Here is a 16,288-nt window from a genome sequence, read left to right as displayed (position 1 = left end):
TCTATTAACTACTTTTTTTAATTTACCAAAATAGTCTTCCCTGATAAAACGGAATAGGTTTTTCCATCCTTTTTAAAAAATATCGTTAATGAACTAGGATTCAAAACAATACTCTTATCTACAGAAAATTTGAGATTATTAAAAGCATTAATGTAATCGACTATGTCAATTTGTTTAGCATAATAGATATTAGGGTTATTGGAAATCATTTTAAAAAATTTTTCGGTTTCATTCCATTTTTTCTCATCATTACCAATTTCATAACTGTGTCCCCAAACATCCAGTAAAGCCAATTCTTTGGTTTGAATAAAATTATTGATCGTTTGATAAAAAAGATCCAATTCCTTTTTGTCATTTTCAGGTTTATTCGGTTCAGAATAAGCTTTTCCAAATTGGTGCATGGTTGGATCCCATTGAAGAAAATTTTTCGGAATTTTAAAAGCATAAGTGTCAGAAACCGTTCTGGCATATTCGATACCCAAGCCTTTGATCGTCTCAATTAGATAATCGTTGTAATTGCCAAAGGGATATGCCATTCCCCTAACGGGAATATTAACCAGTCGCTCCAATTCTTTTCTGTCTTCGACGATTTCGTACACAATATCAATTTTGGATAAAGTGGTTAAAAAGGGATGATTGGCGGAATGAACAGAAACTTCGTGTCCAGTAAAAAGTTCTTTGATTTCGGCTTTGTTGAGGTAATTTGTAAGTCCCAATTTATTTGAATTCAAATGAAAAGTTCCTATGAGATTGTATTTGTTCATTAGTTTTACCAATCGTCTGTCTTCGGAACGACCATCGTCATAGCTTAGAATTAATGCTTTGGATTTTCCTTCCGGAAAAAGCATCTCTATTGGAATTCCGATTTTGGTAATTTCAGGATTGACTTGAGCGTGGGCTGAGTTGAGGAAGGCAATTAGAATAATGGATAATAAAGATGTTTTCATTTGTATTACTTATTTAGATTTACCCACCAAGTTGAAGTTAGTGAATGATTAGAACCGAATAATTCACCTATTTGAGGTAAAGAATAGTTGCTGTTTTTGTTAATTGCTTCTTGAATAAAACGTTCTACCGGTTCTGTCCAAGTGTGTTGAGCCAAGGCAAAACCTGCCCAATGCACCGGCATCATGTTTTTTACATTAGCGTCTATTGAGGCTTGTATACTTTCCTCAGGATACATATGAATTTGGTGCCAGTTTTCATTGTACTGACCGCATTCCATAAATGCAAAATCAAATGGACCTAAGCGTGTGCCTATTTCTTTGAAATGTTCTCCATAACCGCTATCACCGCTGAACCAAATATTTTCTTTTGCGGTTTTTAAAGCCCAGCCACCCCAAAGTGATTTGGCTCTGTCGGCTAATCCTCTGCCCGAAAAATGTCTAGTAGGAGTAAAGGTGATTTGGATTCCACCAAATGGAATTTCGTCCCACCAATCGAATTCGGTGATTGTGTCTTCTGGAATTCCCCAAGAGACCAAATGTCTTTTGACTCCCAGGGCTACATAAAATTGTTTGGTTTTGCTTTTAAGTTTTAGAATACTTTCATAATCCAAATGATCATAATGATCGTGGGAAATTAACACTAAATCAATTTCTGGAAATTCATTTATGAGGTCTAATGTATTTTGACTAAATCTTTGAACAGCAAAAGGAGCAATAGGTGCCGCATTTGACCCCAACATAGGGTCGATTAGAATTGTTTTATTGTCCAATCGCATTAGTATTGCCGAGTGGCCGTACCAAATGCTTCTCATCGATTGATGTGGTTCAATAAATTGTTCTTTATCGAATGGAATAATAGATAATGGTTTTTGAGGCTCTCTAGATTCTTTTTTACAAAACTGTTTGTATAACAACTTTGGTAAGGTTTGAATACTGATATTCATTTTGGTTACTTCTAAATTTTCGAAGATTTTTCCATTCCAATACTTTGATTTGGAATATTTTTCAATGTCGGATTTTTTCGCTTTTGCACCAAATTGTTTTCTCATCTTATCTAAATTGACTCATTATTATTGTATTCCTAATTTTCTATTACTCTCCAAGTAACGTTATTAGATTTTTATTCAATTCAGTTGTTTTAGAACCGAGTATGGAGAAAAATTCGGTGTCAAATTTTTCTATCGCTATCACAGCTTTTTTGATGATTTCTTTTCCCTCTCCAGTCAATCCAACTGTTTTCGCTCTTGTGTCAGTCAAATGTTCCTGTCTTTGAACAAAACCTTTTTGTTGTAAAGTTCTCAAAACAGTTGAAGTTGTCATTGGGTCAATTTTGGTGTGGTTGGATAGCACTATTTGTGTTACTTCCTGTTGATGGAGGGATAGCCAATGAATGCTGGCCAATAATACAAATTGTGAATGTGTAAGTCCATAAGGTTCCAATGCTTTTTTTATTTGTCTTTGCCAAAGGTTGGTAACCTGCCATAATAAAAAGCCTGAACTTTCTTCTGGTTTTTCTACACTAAATGTGTTGTCTGTGGATTTACTCATTTGTATTTATTGATTTAAAGGAATCTGGAAAGTTACTTGATTTTGAAGCATTCTGGAAGTTATAAAGTTAAAATCATTTTCGTTAATTTCAAAGAAACCGAAGCGAAATGGATATCCCCAAGATTTTTTGTTTGGAATAAATTCAAGATCATCAATTAACGGAATGATTGAGGTTTCTTCACATTCTAAAAATTCAATGTTTTTTCTAAAGGGTTTGAAGGTTTCTGACATTTGAAATTGATACACTTCATCGTCCTTTATTCTTCCGATTGCCGTAAACGCTTGGCACTTTTCGTTTCCTTCCATTGTGATTTTTGAAGAATAAATAAGTAAGTAATCCCCTTTTCTCATTCGTTTTAAAGGAGCTTCTTTGCCATGACACACTTGCATAAAACCACCTGCAATACCTCTCATTGTATGTTCTTTGGAGATTGTGGCTATCCAATATTTTACTTTACTCATAGTTTTGAAGCTGTTTTTATTTGTACTTCCATATCCGTTGCTAATGTATCTACAATTTTTTGTGCGACTAATTTTATCCAAAGAAAACTCAAAATCCCTTCCACTTTCATGGTTGTTGTGATTTCTAGCCCGTCTGGTGTGTCTACAAATGTATGTTCTCCATACATTTTTGCTAATGGAAATTTTGTAAAGTCAGTGAAATTTTGATTTTCTATTGCTTCAATTATTTCAATTTTTAATTTTGGACCTCCTTTGGGTTGAAACATAAAATGATTCCCTTTTTCAAATTTGCCTTCTAATTTCGGAAATTCAATACCTGTATCCCAAGTATGCCAATTATTTACATCGGAAAAGAGTTTCCACATTTGTTCTTTACTAACGTCATTAGTCACTATTGAATATGATTTTGTCCACATAAATATTATTTTTAAGAATTTATTTTTTAATAAGTACAAATATAGTAAGTGTACTTATAATATACAAATTTATTTATAAATTATAATTTTATTGTCTTTAGGTTAAATACAAAAAATAACCTCGTTTAAAAATGATTTAAACGAGGTTATTATAATTTTATGAAATTTAAACTTTAGAAGTAGTGTGCAAATACTATTGAGTTATACATTCACTTTTATTTTTTATAAATGGTCGTAGGTGCAGATTGTGCTTTAGAATATATTGTCACATCTGCAATGGTTACTCTATCGGGAGCATTGACTGCATAAGATATAAAATCGGCTATATCTTCCGCTAATAATGGGTCGTAGCCTTCATACACTTTTTGAGCTTTTTCTTTATCTCCTTTGAATCTAATTTCCGAAAATTCTGTTGCAACTGCACCCGGCGCGATATTGGTTATTTTGATTCCATGTTCGGTTAAGTCGAGTCTCATTCCTTCGCTTATGGCTTCTACTGCTTTTTTTGAAGCACAATAAACGGCACCGTTGGCATAGGTTTGTTTTCCCGCGACTGAACTCAAATTTATGATATGGCCTTTTTTTCTTTCTACCATTTGTGGAATTATTGCTCTTGAAACATACAACAGTCCTTTTACATTTCCGTCAATCATCGCGTCCCAATCGTCAATTTCTCCATTTTGGATAGAAGAGAGTCCGTGAGCATTACCGGCACTATTCACTAGTACGTCAATATTTTTCCATTCATTTGGTAAAGAATTAATTTGAAGTTCAACTTCTTTTCTGTCGCGAACATCAAAAATCAAACTGTGAATTTTTATAGTCTTTGATAATACATTTTTCAATTTTTTCAGTTTCTCCTCGCGGCGTCCGCACAGTATTAAATTATATCCGTTTTCGGCTAATTTAATTGCGGTAGCTTTTCCTATTCCTGAAGTTGCACCTGTTATTAAAGTAATTTTTGTCATTTTTTCTATTTTATATTTTCTTTAAAAAGCGTGATGTCTAGTAAGGTCCTTTTTTACATTTTGTTTTAGAATCCTAGTTCTTTAAAAGAACATTAAATATACGATTCTCAGAGAATTTGTTTTAGATTTTTAGGCAGTTCGACGTTCCCTTGGTACTACCTTTAGATTTGCATAATAAATTATTCGTAAATTTAAATTAACAACCAAACTGACAAAGTACACCATTGGTACTACAAAGTTTTTAGACTTATCCGCTGATTAGGACTTTGTCAGTTTATATTGAGCAAGCATCAAATAGTAATTCAGGTTTTAAGGCCTATTTTCAAGGTTACGAGTGTGTTCAATAATTTGGTTGCTAATCCTTAAAATCTTTTCTTATGAGTAAATTTAAACATTTTTTAGGTATTGATGTGTCAAAAGAATATTTTGATGCCGTAGTAATTTTGGATAGAAATAAAGAAAAATCAATTCACAGCCAGTTTGTAAATGATTACAAAGGAATCAAGTCCCTTTGCAAATGGCTCAAGGAACAAGGTTCGACGTTTGAAAACACGCTTGTTTGTTTAGAACACACAGGAATGTACGGTAAGTTAATAATCAAATGTCTAATGATTGAAAAGTTCTCACTTTGGGTCGAAATGTCACTGAAAATTATTCGCAGCATTGGGGTTCAAAGAGGCAAAAACGACAAAGTTGATGCCCAAAGAATTGCTTTTTATGCCATGAAAAATGTGGAGGAAGCAGTTATTTTTAATGCTCCCAGAATGGAAATCAACAAAATGAGAAATCTTTTGTCCCTGCGGGAAAAATTAGTTGCAACAAAAGCTTCTTTGTTGCGAAATGTAAAAGAACTCAAAGCCTTTGATTTGGAAGTAGCCAGACTCTCTGAAAAACTACAGAAAAGCACCATCAAGGGAATTGATTTGGATCTAAAAAACATTGAAAAACAATTGGACAAAACAATAAGTGACGATGAAAATATTTCTAGAATTTTCACTCTTGTCACATCTGTTATTGGCATAGGAAAAGTAACGGCTTTGTTTTTGATTTGTTTTACAAACGAATTTACAATGTATACAACTCCTCGCCAACTGGCTTGTTATGCAGGTGTTGTACCTTTTGAACATACCTCGGGGAAAAGTATTCGCTCAAAACCAAAAGTCCATTATGTGGCTAACAAAAAATTAAAAAAACAGCTTCATATGTGTGCCTTGTCAGCAATTACCAGTGATCCAGAATTAAAAAATTATTTTAATCGAAAGGTGGAAGAAGGTAAAAACAAGATGCTTATCATAAACAATGTTAGGAACAAACTTGTACATAGAGTATGTGCATGCATAAGAGAAAACAAAATGTTTGAAAAAAGACAAGTAGCGTAAAAAAAACATTAAATAAAATTTCTTTTGAAAGGAAAGAGAAAAAAATGCTCTTCCCCTTCGCAAGACTTTTTTGTTTTTTCTAAACCAAAGTTATTAATTATTCGCAAAAAATAGATGGCTTTTTTTATGAATTTTTATTTGGTAATTTCATAGTAATCAGCGGGTTTGGGACTAAATTAAGCCCTATTTTCGGATTTGCCAAATCATCCCAAATGCAAAACCAACTTTCCATTAAGCCAAATGCCCAAATTACTAGTAGCAAGTGTTAGCAGTAGCTTTTTTATTTATTCCGCTAATCGGTTTTCAATATCCATTCTTTCGTGTAAAATTCTAACGACTTCAATTTCATTTGCTTTGTCTTTTTTAAAGAAAATTAAATGTGATTTTACTTTTGAGTATCTATATGATTTTCTAATTTTCCCAAAGTCACGAGCCATATCTAAATTATCGACGATATATTCAATTTCGTCAATGATTAAGTTATAATATCGATCTGCTTGTTCAAAAGACCAATTTTCCGCCGTATAAATCCAAATGTTATTAATATCTTCTAATGCCTTTTCACTAATTATATACTCTGGCATTATTTTTGAAAATTAGCTTTTAGCATTTCAAGATTTTTATTGCGGTCAAAATTTCTGATTTTACTACTCTTTTCACCAATTTTTAATTCATTGATTAGAGATTTTGTTTTAGTTTCTTCTTGCTCAAAAACTCTTAAAGCAGTTCTAACAACTTCACTTACTGAACTATATTTTCCTGTAGAAATTTGTTCATTAATAAAGTTTTCAAAATAGTCTCCTAATAATATTGATGTATTCCGTGCCATATTTTTTATTTTTACCAAATATACCAATAATTGGTATTAAAGTCAAATTTTTTCGATTTTTTGCGCAAAAGTTACTGCTAACGTCTTGGCACTAACTTTAGATTTGCATAATAAATTATTCGTAAATTTAAATTAATAACCAAACTGACAAAGTACACCATTGGTACTACAAAGTTTTTAGACTTATCCGCTGATTAGGACTTTGTCAGTTTATATTGAGCAAGTATCAAATAGTAATTCAGGTTTTAAGGCCTATTATCAAGGTTACGAGTGTGTTCAATAATTTGGTTGCTAATCCTTAAAATCTTTTCTTATGAGCAAATTTAAACATTTTTTAGGTGTTGATGTGTCAAAAGAATATTTTGATGCCGTAGTAATTTTGGATAGAAATAAAGAAAAATCAATTCACAGCCAGTTTGTAAATGATTACAAAGGAATCAAGTCCCTTTGCAAATGGCTCAAGGAACAAGGTTCGACGTTTGAAAACACACTTGTTTGTTTAGAACACACAGGAATGTACGGTAAGTTAATAATCAAATGTCTAATGATTGAAAAGTTCTCACTTTGGGTCGAAATGTCACTGAAAATTATTCGCAGCATTGGGGTTCAAAGAGGCAAAAACGACAAAGTTGATGCCCAAAGAATTGCTTTTTATGCCATGAAAAATGTGGAGGAAGCAGTTATTTTTAATGCTCCCAGAATGGAAATCAACAAAATGAGAAATCTTTTGTCCCTGCGGGAAAAATTAGTTGCAACAAAAGCTTCTTTGTTGCGAAATGTAAAAGAACTCAAAGCCTTTGATTTGGAAGTAGCCAGACTCTCTGAAAAACTACAGAAAAGCACCATCAAGGGAATTGATTTGGATCTAAAAAACATTGAAAAACAATTGGACAAAACAATAAATGAGGATGAAAATATTTCTAGAATTTTCACTCTTGTCTCATCTGTTATTGGCATCGGAAAAGTAACGGCTTTGTTTTTGATTTGTTTTACAAACGAATTTACAATGTATACAACTCCTCGCCAACTGGCTTGTTATGCAGGTGTTGTACCTTTTGAACATACCTCGGGGAAAAGTATTCGCTCAAAACCAAAAGTCCATTATGTGGCTAACAAAAAATTAAAAAAACAGCTTCATATGTGTGCCTTGTCAGCAATTACCAGCGATCCTGAATTAAAAAATTATTTTAATCGAAAGGTGGAAGAAGTTAAAAACAAGATGCTTATCATAAACAATGTTAGGAACAAACTTGTACATAGAGTATGTGCATGCATAAGAGAAAACAAAATGTTTGAAAAAAGACAAGTAGCGTAAAAAAAACATTAAATAAAATTTCTTTTGAAAGGAAAGAGAAAAAAATGCTCTTCCCCTTCGCAAGATTTTTTTGTTTTTCCTAAACCAAAGTTATTAATTATTCGCAAAAAATAAATGGCTTTTTTTACGAATTTTTATTTGGTAATTCCATAGTAATCAGCGGGTTTGGGACTAAATTAAGCCCTATTTTCGGATTTGCCAAATCATCCCAAATACAAAACCAACCTTCCATTAAGCCTAAAACCCAAATTGCTTGTAGCGTGTGTTATGGGCTGTGGCTTTTAAAGCTTTATTGAAAGTTCCAAATGTCCACCCAATCCAAGTTCAACAATTTTTTGCAATGTTGATAAACGCACCTCTTTTACATTGTTTTCAATTCTTGAAATATATGACTTAGTAGTGCCACATTTTATTGCGAGTTGTTCTTGTGTCATTCCTTTTTCAAGTCGTGCTTCGTGTATTAAAACACCAAGTTTAAACTGTTCGTAACCCGAATCTAATTGGTCACGTTCTGTGGTTCCTACTTTGCCATAGTGTTTATCCTTAAACTCTGATAGCGTTTTTATGTTGTTATTTTTCATTTTTATATTCCTCCATTATTTTAAGAGCCTTTTCAATTTCTTTTTTCGGTGTCTTTTGCGTTTTCTTTTGAAAACCATTTGCTAAGACCACAATTTTTCCTTTGTCAAAAAAGCAAAATATTCTAAAAATATCGCTCGATTGTTGAATTCTAATTTCGTAAAGCCCGTCCGTGCTTTCAATATGTTTAAGATACGTTTCAGGTACTTTGTCAACTTCCTCTATCAAGTCAAAAGTCCAAATTATTTTGGCTCTTACTTTTTCCCTTTGCTTCACAAAGAATTCTTCAAAGTAATCTTTGTAAAATATTATTGTTCTAGTTTTTCTTTTTTCTTCCACTCCATAAAATTATAAATGTTGCACAAAAGTACAACATTTATTTTGCTTTTTTATTAAAGATCGATTTTTAACGTGGTGATGTCTTGTCCTGATATAGGTTGACTATTTTTGGTTGTTTTATAATTTCAAAAATAGGTGATTGTAGCCGTAATATTGATAAGTTTAGAAAAAATCTTTGAGGGGATTTTTTTCCAAACTTGTCAACATTACTACGCAACTAAAATAGCGATTTTATTCTTCTTATAGGATTTGTATTTGTGAATTTGATTCACATGTGCAAATTCAGGTGTTTTCATTCCCAAAGAGCAATGTCTACGTTCGTTGTTATAAATTTCTATTGCTTGTTTAACCATTTTTTGAGCTGTTTTTAAGTCAGGAATTGTTTTATTTAGACCAAATTCATGTTTTAATATTCCATTAATTCTTTCTGCAACTGCATTTTCATATGGGCTTGAATTTTGTGTTGTACTTAAAATAATGTTCTTAGATTTAGCAAATTCAGCAAAATCTGGACAACAATATTGCATCCCTCTATCGGAATGATGGATTAAATTTTCATGCTTGTATCGTCTGCTTTTAACAGCCATTTCTAAAGCATCTTTGACCAGTTGTACGCGCATATTTGTATCAATTTATAACCCATAATTTTCTTTGAATAAACGTCCGTAACTAAGGCTAAATAGGCATGCTGAGAGGCAAGTTTAATATAAGTTATATCACTTACAAAGACCTGTTCCGCATGTTTTATTTCAAGGTTAACAAGTAAGTCTTTTGACTTATAAAACCCATGTTTAGAATCGGTTGTAATGTGATAAAGCTTTGTTTTTCGTATTAATAAATTATGATATTTTAAAAAATGCATGAACTTGTCTCTACCCATTTTTATGTCATTTTTTTCAAAATCATCTTTCAGATCAAGGTATAGTTTTTTGGCACCATATCGAGCCATTTTTTGGCGAATGGGAGTAATGAGTTTTTTGATTTTTAGACTCTCTAAATCCTCAATTTTCTGTTTGTTAATTCGTTTGTAATAAGCCTGGGAGCTTATTCCGAAGCACCTGGAGAACCATTTGATTTTAAAAGGTCTTTTTTCTTTTTCTCCACTTCTTTTAGCAATGCTTCGGGCAATGACTTTTTTGCAAAATCAAGATTAGTACTTACTTCAAAATCAGCAATTATCATTTGTTGAAAGTCTTTAATGAATTCCAATTCTTCGATACGCTCTTTAAGTTTTTTTAGTTCTTGATTCTTGCTCATAGTTTTGGAGTTTTGCTCAAAGGAACGCAATTTTTTCATCCAATACGTTATTGAAGACCGAGAAATTCCATGCAACTTAGAAGCATGATTTAGGGAAATTTGACCGTTTGAAATTTGGTCAATGATGGAAAGTTTTAAGTCAAAACCGATTTTTTTGTACTCAATTTTTGGACAGTGTCCTTTTTTTGTGGGTTCCATAGTTTACTAAAAGTGTTTAATTTTTAGTCAACCTATTTCAGGATTTGTCATCATTGAATATAGCTGGTAACGTTCCCGCGCTACAAGTAGTTTGGGACTAAATTAAGCCCTATTTTCGGATTTGCCAAATCTTCCAAAGACAAGACCAATTTTTCCATTAAGCCAAATGCCCAAATTGCTTGTAGCGTGTGTTAGCGGTTCGGGCTTCTTTTGCCGTTATAGTTTTCATTTTTGTTTATATTCCATATTGTACATATCAAATCCTTCTGCCCAATAATCTTTTTTAATTTCAAATAGTTCAAAACCTTGTTTCTCATAGAATTTGTATACGACTTGTGAAGTCCTTACAGTAATTTTTTGTATTCCGTCAATAGAATTTAATTTGTCTATTCGGTGCTTCAATAGTTTTGTTCCCAAAGATTTTCCTTGATATTCAGGGTGAAGTATGTCCCAACTAATTTTTCCTGTTGTATTGTTGTCAGCAAAGTTAATTCCACCACATCCAACTATTTTTTGGTCATATAGTAAAACATAATAAAGTTCCCTTTCCATTTCCAAATATTTGTTTAAGTCTTCTTCTTCGTCAACTGCAAAATACTCGGGTGTATTTAACCTTATTAAATTAATGACTTCATTTTTGTCCTTTGTTTCGAATTCTCTTATTGTAATTAAGTTTGTCATTTTAATTGTCAATTATGGGATAATTGTCTTTTTGTTTCCGCGTTTTAGCCTGACCGCTAACGTCCCGCTACTACCTTTAGATTTGCATAATAAATTATTCGTAAATTTAAATTAACAACCAAACTGACAAAGTACACCATTGGTACTACAAAGTTTTTAGACTTATCCGCTGATTAGGACTTTGTCAGTTTATATTGAGCAAGCATCAAATAGTAATTCAGGTTTTAAGGCCTATTTTCAAGGTTACGAGTGTGTTCAATAATTTGGTTGCTAATCCTTAAAATCTTTTCTTATGAGTAAATTTAAACATTTTTTAGGTATTGATGTGTCAAAAGAATATTTTGATGCCGTAGTAATTTTGGATAGAAATAAAGAAAAATCAATTCACAGCCAGTTTGTAAATGATTACAAAGGAATCAAGTCCCTTTGCAAATGGCTCAAGGAACAAGGTTCGACGTTTGAAAACACGCTTGTTTGTTTAGAACACACAGGAATGTACGGTAAGTTAATAATCAAATGTCTAATGATTGAAAAGTTCTCACTTTGGGTCGAAATGTCACTGAAAATTATTCGCAGCATTGGGGTTCAAAGAGGCAAAAACGACAAAGTTGATGCCCAAAGAATTGCTTTTTATGCCATGAAAAATGTGGAGGAAGCAGTTATTTTTAATGCTCCCAGAATGGAAATCAACAAAATGAGAAATCTTTTGTCCCTGCGGGAAAAATTAGTTGCAACAAAAGCTTCTTTGTTGCGAAATGTAAAAGAACTCAAAGCCTTTGATTTGGAAGTAGCCAGACTCTCTGAAAAACTACAGAAAAGCACCATCAAGGGAATTGATTTGGATCTAAAAAACATTGAAAAACAATTGGACAAAACAATAAGTGACGATGAAAATATTTCTAGAATTTTCACTCTTGTCACATCTGTTATTGGCATAGGAAAAGTAACGGCTTTGTTTTTGATTTGTTTTACAAACGAATTTACAATGTATACAACTCCTCGCCAACTGGCTTGTTATGCAGGTGTTGTACCTTTTGAACATACCTCGGGGAAAAGTATTCGCTCAAAACCAAAAGTCCATTATGTGGCTAACAAAAAATTAAAAAAACAGCTTCATATGTGTGCCTTGTCAGCAATTACCAGTGATCCAGAATTAAAAAATTATTTTAATCGAAAGGTGGAAGAAGGTAAAAACAAGATGCTTATCATAAACAATGTTAGGAACAAACTTGTACATAGAGTATGTGCATGCATAAGAGAAAACAAAATGTTTGAAAAAAGACAAGTAGCGTAAAAAAAACATTAAATAAAATTTCTTTTGAAAGGAAAGAGAAAAAAATGCTCTTCCCCTTCGCAAGACTTTTTTGTTTTTTCTAAACCAAAGTTATTAATTATTCGCAAAAAATAGATGGCTTTTTTTATGAATTTTTATTTGGTAATTTCATAGTAATCAGCGGGTTTGGGTTCTAAATTAAGATTTATTTTTCGGTTATCACTAAATATCCAAATACAAAACCATTTTCCCATTAAGCCAATTGCCCAAATCCGTTGTAGTAGCTGTTAGCACCAGTTTTTCTATTCTTTGTATGTATTCAGCATAAGTTTACACAATTCAGCATACTCTTGTTCGCCATAATTTTCTGGACTATTTCGTGTCACAAAGTGATACTGTCTATCTATCAACACTTCTAAAATCCATTCTTCACCATCAAGTGCCATATTTGGGTCGTGGGTTTCTATACGCCAAAATTTTACACTATCAATTTTCTCCAATATCTTATCCCAAGTTTCTGATTTTATTATTTTTCGTTCGTGTTTAATTCTCCGTCCAGCGTCATAACCACCAAGTCCTTTTGTCTTGCAGTATGTTAAAGTTACTTGTCCATTGCTGTTTTCTATTCTATATGAAACAGGATTTGACCAAGTTCCTAAATGTGTAAACCTGATTGTTTTTTTATCATCATTATGTAATTTGTAAAGTATTGGTTCTTTCATACTTTTTAAATGCTTTGAATACCATTGGTTTACAAATTTATTTAAAGTGTCATTTGGTTCAGGAAAATTACACGGAAATTCCTTTTTCTTTATACAGTCATTTTGTCGTTTTGTAAATTCAGCGCTTAATAAAGGAAAATAATATTCATTTGTTGAGTTCGGCTTATATCGTGAATCAACATTGAACATAGAACAGCTTGTCATTGTCAATATTAGTCCTATGTAGATTATTAGTTGTCGTTTCATAAAATTGGTGCTAACGTTGAAGCATTGTTGCAGTTGTGGTTAGGACTGCCAAATTATCGATTTAAAACCTAACCAACCAAGTACAAAACTATTTATCAATCAAGCCAAATACCACAATTGCTACAATGCATTGTTACAAGACGGTTTTTTAACACAAAATATTATGCTAAACTTAATTAAAGAATTTGCTATTAAATCACACGAAGATGTAAACCATAAATATGGGGTTTATCCTTATTCATATCATTTATCAATGGTTGTAGATGTGGCTAAAGAATTTATTGATTCTATTCCAGAAGAAGATAGAGAAATGATTTTATCTGCTTGTTGGATGCACGACACAATTGAAGATTGTAGATTGACTTATAATGATGTGAAAGAAGTTGCGGGACTAAAAGTAGCTGAGATTGTTTATGCTTTATCGAATGAGAAAGGAAAAAACAGAAAAGAAAGAGCTAATGAAAAATATTATAAAGGAATAAGAGAAACTGAATATGCTTGTTTTGTAAAACTATGTGATAGAATTGCAAATGTAAAACATTCAAAAAAAGAACGTTCAAAAATGTTTGATGTTTACAAAAAAGAGAATGAAAACTTTATTAATCAACTTTTTCCAAAAAATAGAGTTAGAAATGTTTTTGACCTGTTTGCCTTACACAAATTAGAAGATGTTTTTGAGTGTGATAGTTCTCAAACTGTCTTGTAACGTCCCCGCGCTACAAGCAGTTTGGGACTAAATTAAGCCCATTATTCGGATTTGCCAAATCTTCCAAATATAAAACCAATTTCAAATTAAGCCTAAAACCCAAATTGCTTGTAGCGTGTGTTATGGGTAGATTGTTTCTGGCAGATATTCCTAATTATTAATCGATTTTAAACCAATTATTGGCAGGCTTAAAACCTAATTCTTGCCCAAATTCTAGCTAATTTTGTTCCTTTTTATTATCGATTTTCATCCAATTATTGACAAATTAAAAGCCAAGTTCGAATCTAAATTTCAACCAATTTTTATTCTTATTTTTTCATCTCAATTTAAGAATTAAAATTCCAGTAAAACTCCAATATTCAAGTTCGCTTTTCAGATTCAGTTTAGAAACGGCGAAATTCAAGTTTGCTTTTCAAATTCTGTATTTCAGATTCAGTTTATAAACTCCGAAACTCAAGTTTTCAATTTCAAGTTCTATATTTCAGATTCGGTTAGAAACTCCAATATTCAAGTTCTGTATTTCAAGTTTTGCTTTTCGGCTTCTAAACATAAAATTCAAGTTTCAAAGTTTATGAATTTCTACATCTTCTCAACATAAATGCCTTTTTAAAATCTGATTTTCTTCGCAATTTACCCATAACGTTCCCGCGCTATAAGTAGTTTGGGACTAAATTAAGCCCATTCTTCGGATTTGCCAAATCTTCCAAATACAAAACCAATTTCAAATTAAGCCTAATACCCAAATTGCTTGTAGCGTGTGTTAGCCGTTGTTTTTTTACGAAATGGTTTAATTTCAGTTTTGTTGTTTTTCTGTTACAATTCTTATTTCACTTATAACTTTGTTTCCTTCTTCAAATAAATCTAGTAATTCAGATTTATTATTTTCTATATTTTCCATTTTTTCTTTAACTACAAATTTTCCTTTGTTAGTTAAAAAATAGAATAATACTTCATCATTATTTGGTAAAGGATTAATTTCTGTTTTTGTTCCTTTCGAAATATAATTTTCTGCTTTTTCAATAAAATATTTTGACGCTTTTGAAATATTTTCGTGTGATTGTCCACCAATCATTCCTCCACCAGAACTTAAATATAAACTTGCATCTCCAGATATAAAAGAAACTAAAGTTGCAGTACCGTTTCCAATACTCCAATCCATAATTACACCGTAAATTTTGGTTTTATTTTCTTCAAGTTCAATTCCAAGTTCTTTTTCTGTGATTCCAAATGCCATATTTCTCATATCATTATATGGATTGTTATTTGGATCAACTTTCTTTAGTTCAGTTTTGTTTTCGGTTTGGCTATTACTTTTCGGTTTTTTATTGCAACTAGAAATTATAAATACAATTCCGCAAATTAATAAGGCAATAATTAAATAATTCATTTTCATTTTTTGGTTTTCTGTTGTTGATTTTCTGTTGCTGATTTTCTGTTTTCTGATAAAATAACGGCTAACGTTCCCGCGCTACAAGTAGTTTGGGACTAAATTAAGCCCTATTTTCGGATTTGCCAAATCTTCCAAATACAAGACTAATTTCAAATTAAGCCAAATCCCCAAATTGCTTGTAGCGTGTGTTAGCCGTAGTATTTTTATTTTAGTTTGGCTTGTATTTCAGGACTAATATTTTTTCCAAGTTTATTAGCAAGTAAAAAATATTCCATTGCTTTTTTCTTATCTCCTTTTTGAAGATAACCAAGTCCCGTGTAATATAAAGCGTCTGCCGAAAATTCAGGATTATTATCTTTCCAAACTTCATAAGCCTTTTTACTATAAACTATTGCAGAATCATTATTGTTTTCTCTTAGATAAACCTCAGATAAACTATATAATCCATCTCCGTAATTTGGATTGTTTTTTAATAGCTTTTTAAATGTCTCTTTTGCTGATTTAAAATCATTTTTAAACATATAAACTAATCCTAAATTATGCATTGCAAGTTCATTTTTTGGTAATTTTTTCAATGATAGTTTGTAATAATATTCAGCATCATCTAATTTATTTAATTTACGAAACGACAATGCACAATTATCAATTGCATCTGTATAATTAGAATCTATCTGTATAGCCTTTTTGTAGTTTTTAATTGCTTCTTCATAATTCTCACTATGAAATTCATTATATCCTTTCGTATAGTATTTTAATGCTTCGGCGCTTTTTGTAGGGGAGTTTAATTTTTGTTCGTAATACGTAACTTCTTCTTTGTTTTGTGAATTACCGCAACCAACAATTAATAAATTCAGTAATAATAATGACAAAGTAATTTTTAATTTCATCTTTTCGTTTTTTTACGTTTTTGAGTTAATATTACGGCTAACGTTCCCGCGCTACAAGCAGTTTGGGACTAAATTAAGCTCTATTTTCGGGTTTGCCAAATCTTCCAAATACAAAACCAATTTCAAATTAAGCCTAATACCCAAAT

At 31.7% G+C, this 16,288-nt stretch carries 21 protein-coding genes; 4 read left to right on the top strand and 17 right to left on the bottom strand.

Annotated elements, in window-relative coordinates:
• Window positions 1-17: 17 nt before the first annotated feature.
• The 6 genes from OLM57_RS16900 to OLM57_RS16875 form a co-directional block, all read right to left on the bottom strand.
• On the bottom strand, window positions 18-947 hold the full coding sequence (locus OLM57_RS16900) for a polysaccharide deacetylase family protein (protein ID WP_264564859.1): 930 nt from the start codon (window positions 945-947) through the stop codon (window positions 18-20).
• Between the two features lie 5 nt (window positions 948-952).
• Window positions 953-1,996, bottom strand: a complete 1,044-nt coding sequence (locus OLM57_RS16895) for an MBL fold metallo-hydrolase (protein ID WP_264564858.1) — start codon at window positions 1,994-1,996, stop codon at window positions 953-955.
• Window positions 1,997-2,039: 43 nt separating this feature from the next.
• Window positions 2,040-2,495 carry a MarR family winged helix-turn-helix transcriptional regulator gene (locus OLM57_RS16890; protein WP_264564857.1) on the bottom strand — a complete coding sequence of 152 codons (456 nt, stop codon included), beginning with the start codon at window positions 2,493-2,495 and terminating at the stop codon, window positions 2,040-2,042.
• A gap of 6 nt (window positions 2,496-2,501) precedes the next feature.
• Window positions 2,502-2,957, bottom strand: a complete 456-nt coding sequence (locus tag OLM57_RS16885; protein ID WP_264564856.1) for an EVE domain-containing protein — start codon at window positions 2,955-2,957, stop codon at window positions 2,502-2,504.
• Window positions 2,954-3,373: an SRPBCC family protein gene (locus OLM57_RS16880; RefSeq protein WP_264564855.1), complete on the bottom strand. Its 420-nt coding sequence runs from the start codon at window positions 3,371-3,373 to the stop codon at window positions 2,954-2,956. The genes OLM57_RS16885 and OLM57_RS16880 overlap by 4 nt, the downstream gene beginning before the upstream one ends.
• A 215-nt stretch (window positions 3,374-3,588) precedes the next feature.
• Window positions 3,589-4,341, bottom strand: coding sequence for an SDR family NAD(P)-dependent oxidoreductase (locus OLM57_RS16875; RefSeq protein WP_264564854.1), 753 nt, complete (start codon window positions 4,339-4,341; stop codon window positions 3,589-3,591).
• A gap of 377 nt (window positions 4,342-4,718) precedes the next feature.
• On the opposite strand from OLM57_RS16875, the gene OLM57_RS16870 reads away from it, so the two are divergent.
• On the top strand, window positions 4,719-5,720 hold the full coding sequence (locus OLM57_RS16870; protein WP_264563942.1) for an IS110 family transposase: 1,002 nt from the start codon (window positions 4,719-4,721) through the stop codon (window positions 5,718-5,720).
• Window positions 5,721-6,004: 284 nt separating this feature from the next.
• On the opposite strand, the gene OLM57_RS16865 is transcribed toward OLM57_RS16870, so the two are convergent.
• Together OLM57_RS16865 and OLM57_RS16860 are read right to left on the bottom strand one after the other, a co-directional pair.
• A complete protein-coding gene (locus OLM57_RS16865; RefSeq protein WP_264564853.1) occupies window positions 6,005-6,304 on the bottom strand; it encodes a type II toxin-antitoxin system RelE/ParE family toxin in 300 nt (99 codons plus the stop codon).
• Entirely contained in the window at window positions 6,304-6,549 is a 246-nt protein-coding gene (locus OLM57_RS16860; protein ID WP_100433598.1) for a type II toxin-antitoxin system ParD family antitoxin, read from the bottom strand. Before OLM57_RS16860 ends, OLM57_RS16865 begins: the two co-directional genes overlap by 1 nt.
• A gap of 313 nt (window positions 6,550-6,862) precedes the next feature.
• Between OLM57_RS16860 and OLM57_RS16855 the strand changes: the two genes are divergently transcribed.
• Window positions 6,863-7,864, top strand: a complete 1,002-nt coding sequence (locus OLM57_RS16855; protein ID WP_264564852.1) for an IS110 family transposase — start codon at window positions 6,863-6,865, stop codon at window positions 7,862-7,864.
• A 281-nt stretch (window positions 7,865-8,145) separates the two neighbouring features.
• Here the strand turns inward: OLM57_RS16855 and OLM57_RS16850 are convergent, their stop codons facing one another.
• The 6 genes from OLM57_RS16850 to OLM57_RS16825 all read right to left on the bottom strand — a co-directional run bounded on the left by OLM57_RS16850 (window position 8,146) and on the right by OLM57_RS16825 (window position 10,918).
• The gene (locus OLM57_RS16850) at window positions 8,146-8,445 is read right to left on the bottom strand and encodes a helix-turn-helix domain-containing protein (RefSeq protein WP_264564851.1); all 300 of its coding nucleotides are present in this window, start codon (window positions 8,443-8,445) and stop codon (window positions 8,146-8,148) included.
• Complete coding sequence (locus OLM57_RS16845; protein ID WP_264564850.1) at window positions 8,435-8,782, bottom strand: type II toxin-antitoxin system RelE/ParE family toxin; 348 nt, start codon at window positions 8,780-8,782, stop codon at window positions 8,435-8,437. Before OLM57_RS16845 ends, OLM57_RS16850 begins: the two co-directional genes overlap by 11 nt.
• Window positions 8,783-8,991: 209 nt before the next feature.
• Complete coding sequence (locus OLM57_RS16840) at window positions 8,992-9,402, bottom strand: integrase core domain-containing protein (protein ID WP_264564849.1); 411 nt, start codon at window positions 9,400-9,402, stop codon at window positions 8,992-8,994.
• Window positions 9,372-9,731, bottom strand: a complete 360-nt coding sequence (locus tag OLM57_RS16835; RefSeq protein WP_264564848.1) for a hypothetical protein — start codon at window positions 9,729-9,731, stop codon at window positions 9,372-9,374. Before OLM57_RS16835 ends, OLM57_RS16840 begins: the two co-directional genes overlap by 31 nt.
• Before the next feature lie 95 nt (window positions 9,732-9,826).
• Window positions 9,827-10,237, bottom strand: coding sequence for a helix-turn-helix domain-containing protein (locus OLM57_RS16830; protein WP_264564847.1), 411 nt, complete (start codon window positions 10,235-10,237; stop codon window positions 9,827-9,829).
• A 225-nt stretch (window positions 10,238-10,462) separates the two neighbouring features.
• On the bottom strand, window positions 10,463-10,918 hold the full coding sequence (locus OLM57_RS16825) for a GNAT family N-acetyltransferase (protein ID WP_264564846.1): 456 nt from the start codon (window positions 10,916-10,918) through the stop codon (window positions 10,463-10,465).
• A gap of 292 nt (window positions 10,919-11,210) precedes the next feature.
• Here OLM57_RS16825 and OLM57_RS16820 point away from each other — a divergent pair, with 292 nt between their 5' ends.
• Complete coding sequence (locus OLM57_RS16820; RefSeq protein WP_264563942.1) at window positions 11,211-12,212, top strand: IS110 family transposase; 1,002 nt, start codon at window positions 11,211-11,213, stop codon at window positions 12,210-12,212.
• A gap of 281 nt (window positions 12,213-12,493) precedes the next feature.
• Here OLM57_RS16820 and OLM57_RS16815 read toward each other — a convergent pair whose 3' ends face one another.
• A complete protein-coding gene (locus OLM57_RS16815) occupies window positions 12,494-13,159 on the bottom strand; it encodes a hypothetical protein (protein ID WP_264564845.1) in 666 nt (221 codons plus the stop codon).
• 163 nt (window positions 13,160-13,322) lie between these two features.
• On the opposite strand from OLM57_RS16815, the gene OLM57_RS16810 reads away from it, so the two are divergent.
• Window positions 13,323-13,865 carry a phosphohydrolase gene (locus tag OLM57_RS16810; protein ID WP_264564844.1) on the top strand — a complete coding sequence of 181 codons (543 nt, stop codon included), beginning with the start codon at window positions 13,323-13,325 and terminating at the stop codon, window positions 13,863-13,865.
• Between the two features lie 793 nt (window positions 13,866-14,658).
• On the opposite strand, the gene OLM57_RS16805 is transcribed toward OLM57_RS16810, so the two are convergent.
• Together OLM57_RS16805 and OLM57_RS16800 are read right to left on the bottom strand one after the other, a co-directional pair.
• Window positions 14,659-15,252, bottom strand: a complete 594-nt coding sequence (locus OLM57_RS16805; protein WP_264564843.1) for a hypothetical protein — start codon at window positions 15,250-15,252, stop codon at window positions 14,659-14,661.
• Between the two features lie 206 nt (window positions 15,253-15,458).
• Complete coding sequence (locus OLM57_RS16800) at window positions 15,459-16,142, bottom strand: tetratricopeptide repeat protein (RefSeq protein WP_264564842.1); 684 nt, start codon at window positions 16,140-16,142, stop codon at window positions 15,459-15,461.
• Window positions 16,143-16,288: the final 146 nt, after the last annotated feature.

Source organism: Flavobacterium sp. N3904 (assembly GCF_025947305.1).
Lineage (GTDB): Bacteria > Bacteroidota > Bacteroidia > Flavobacteriales > Flavobacteriaceae > Flavobacterium.
Note: the sequence above shows the minus strand (reverse complement) of the source record. Positions and strands in the feature narration are given on the sequence as shown.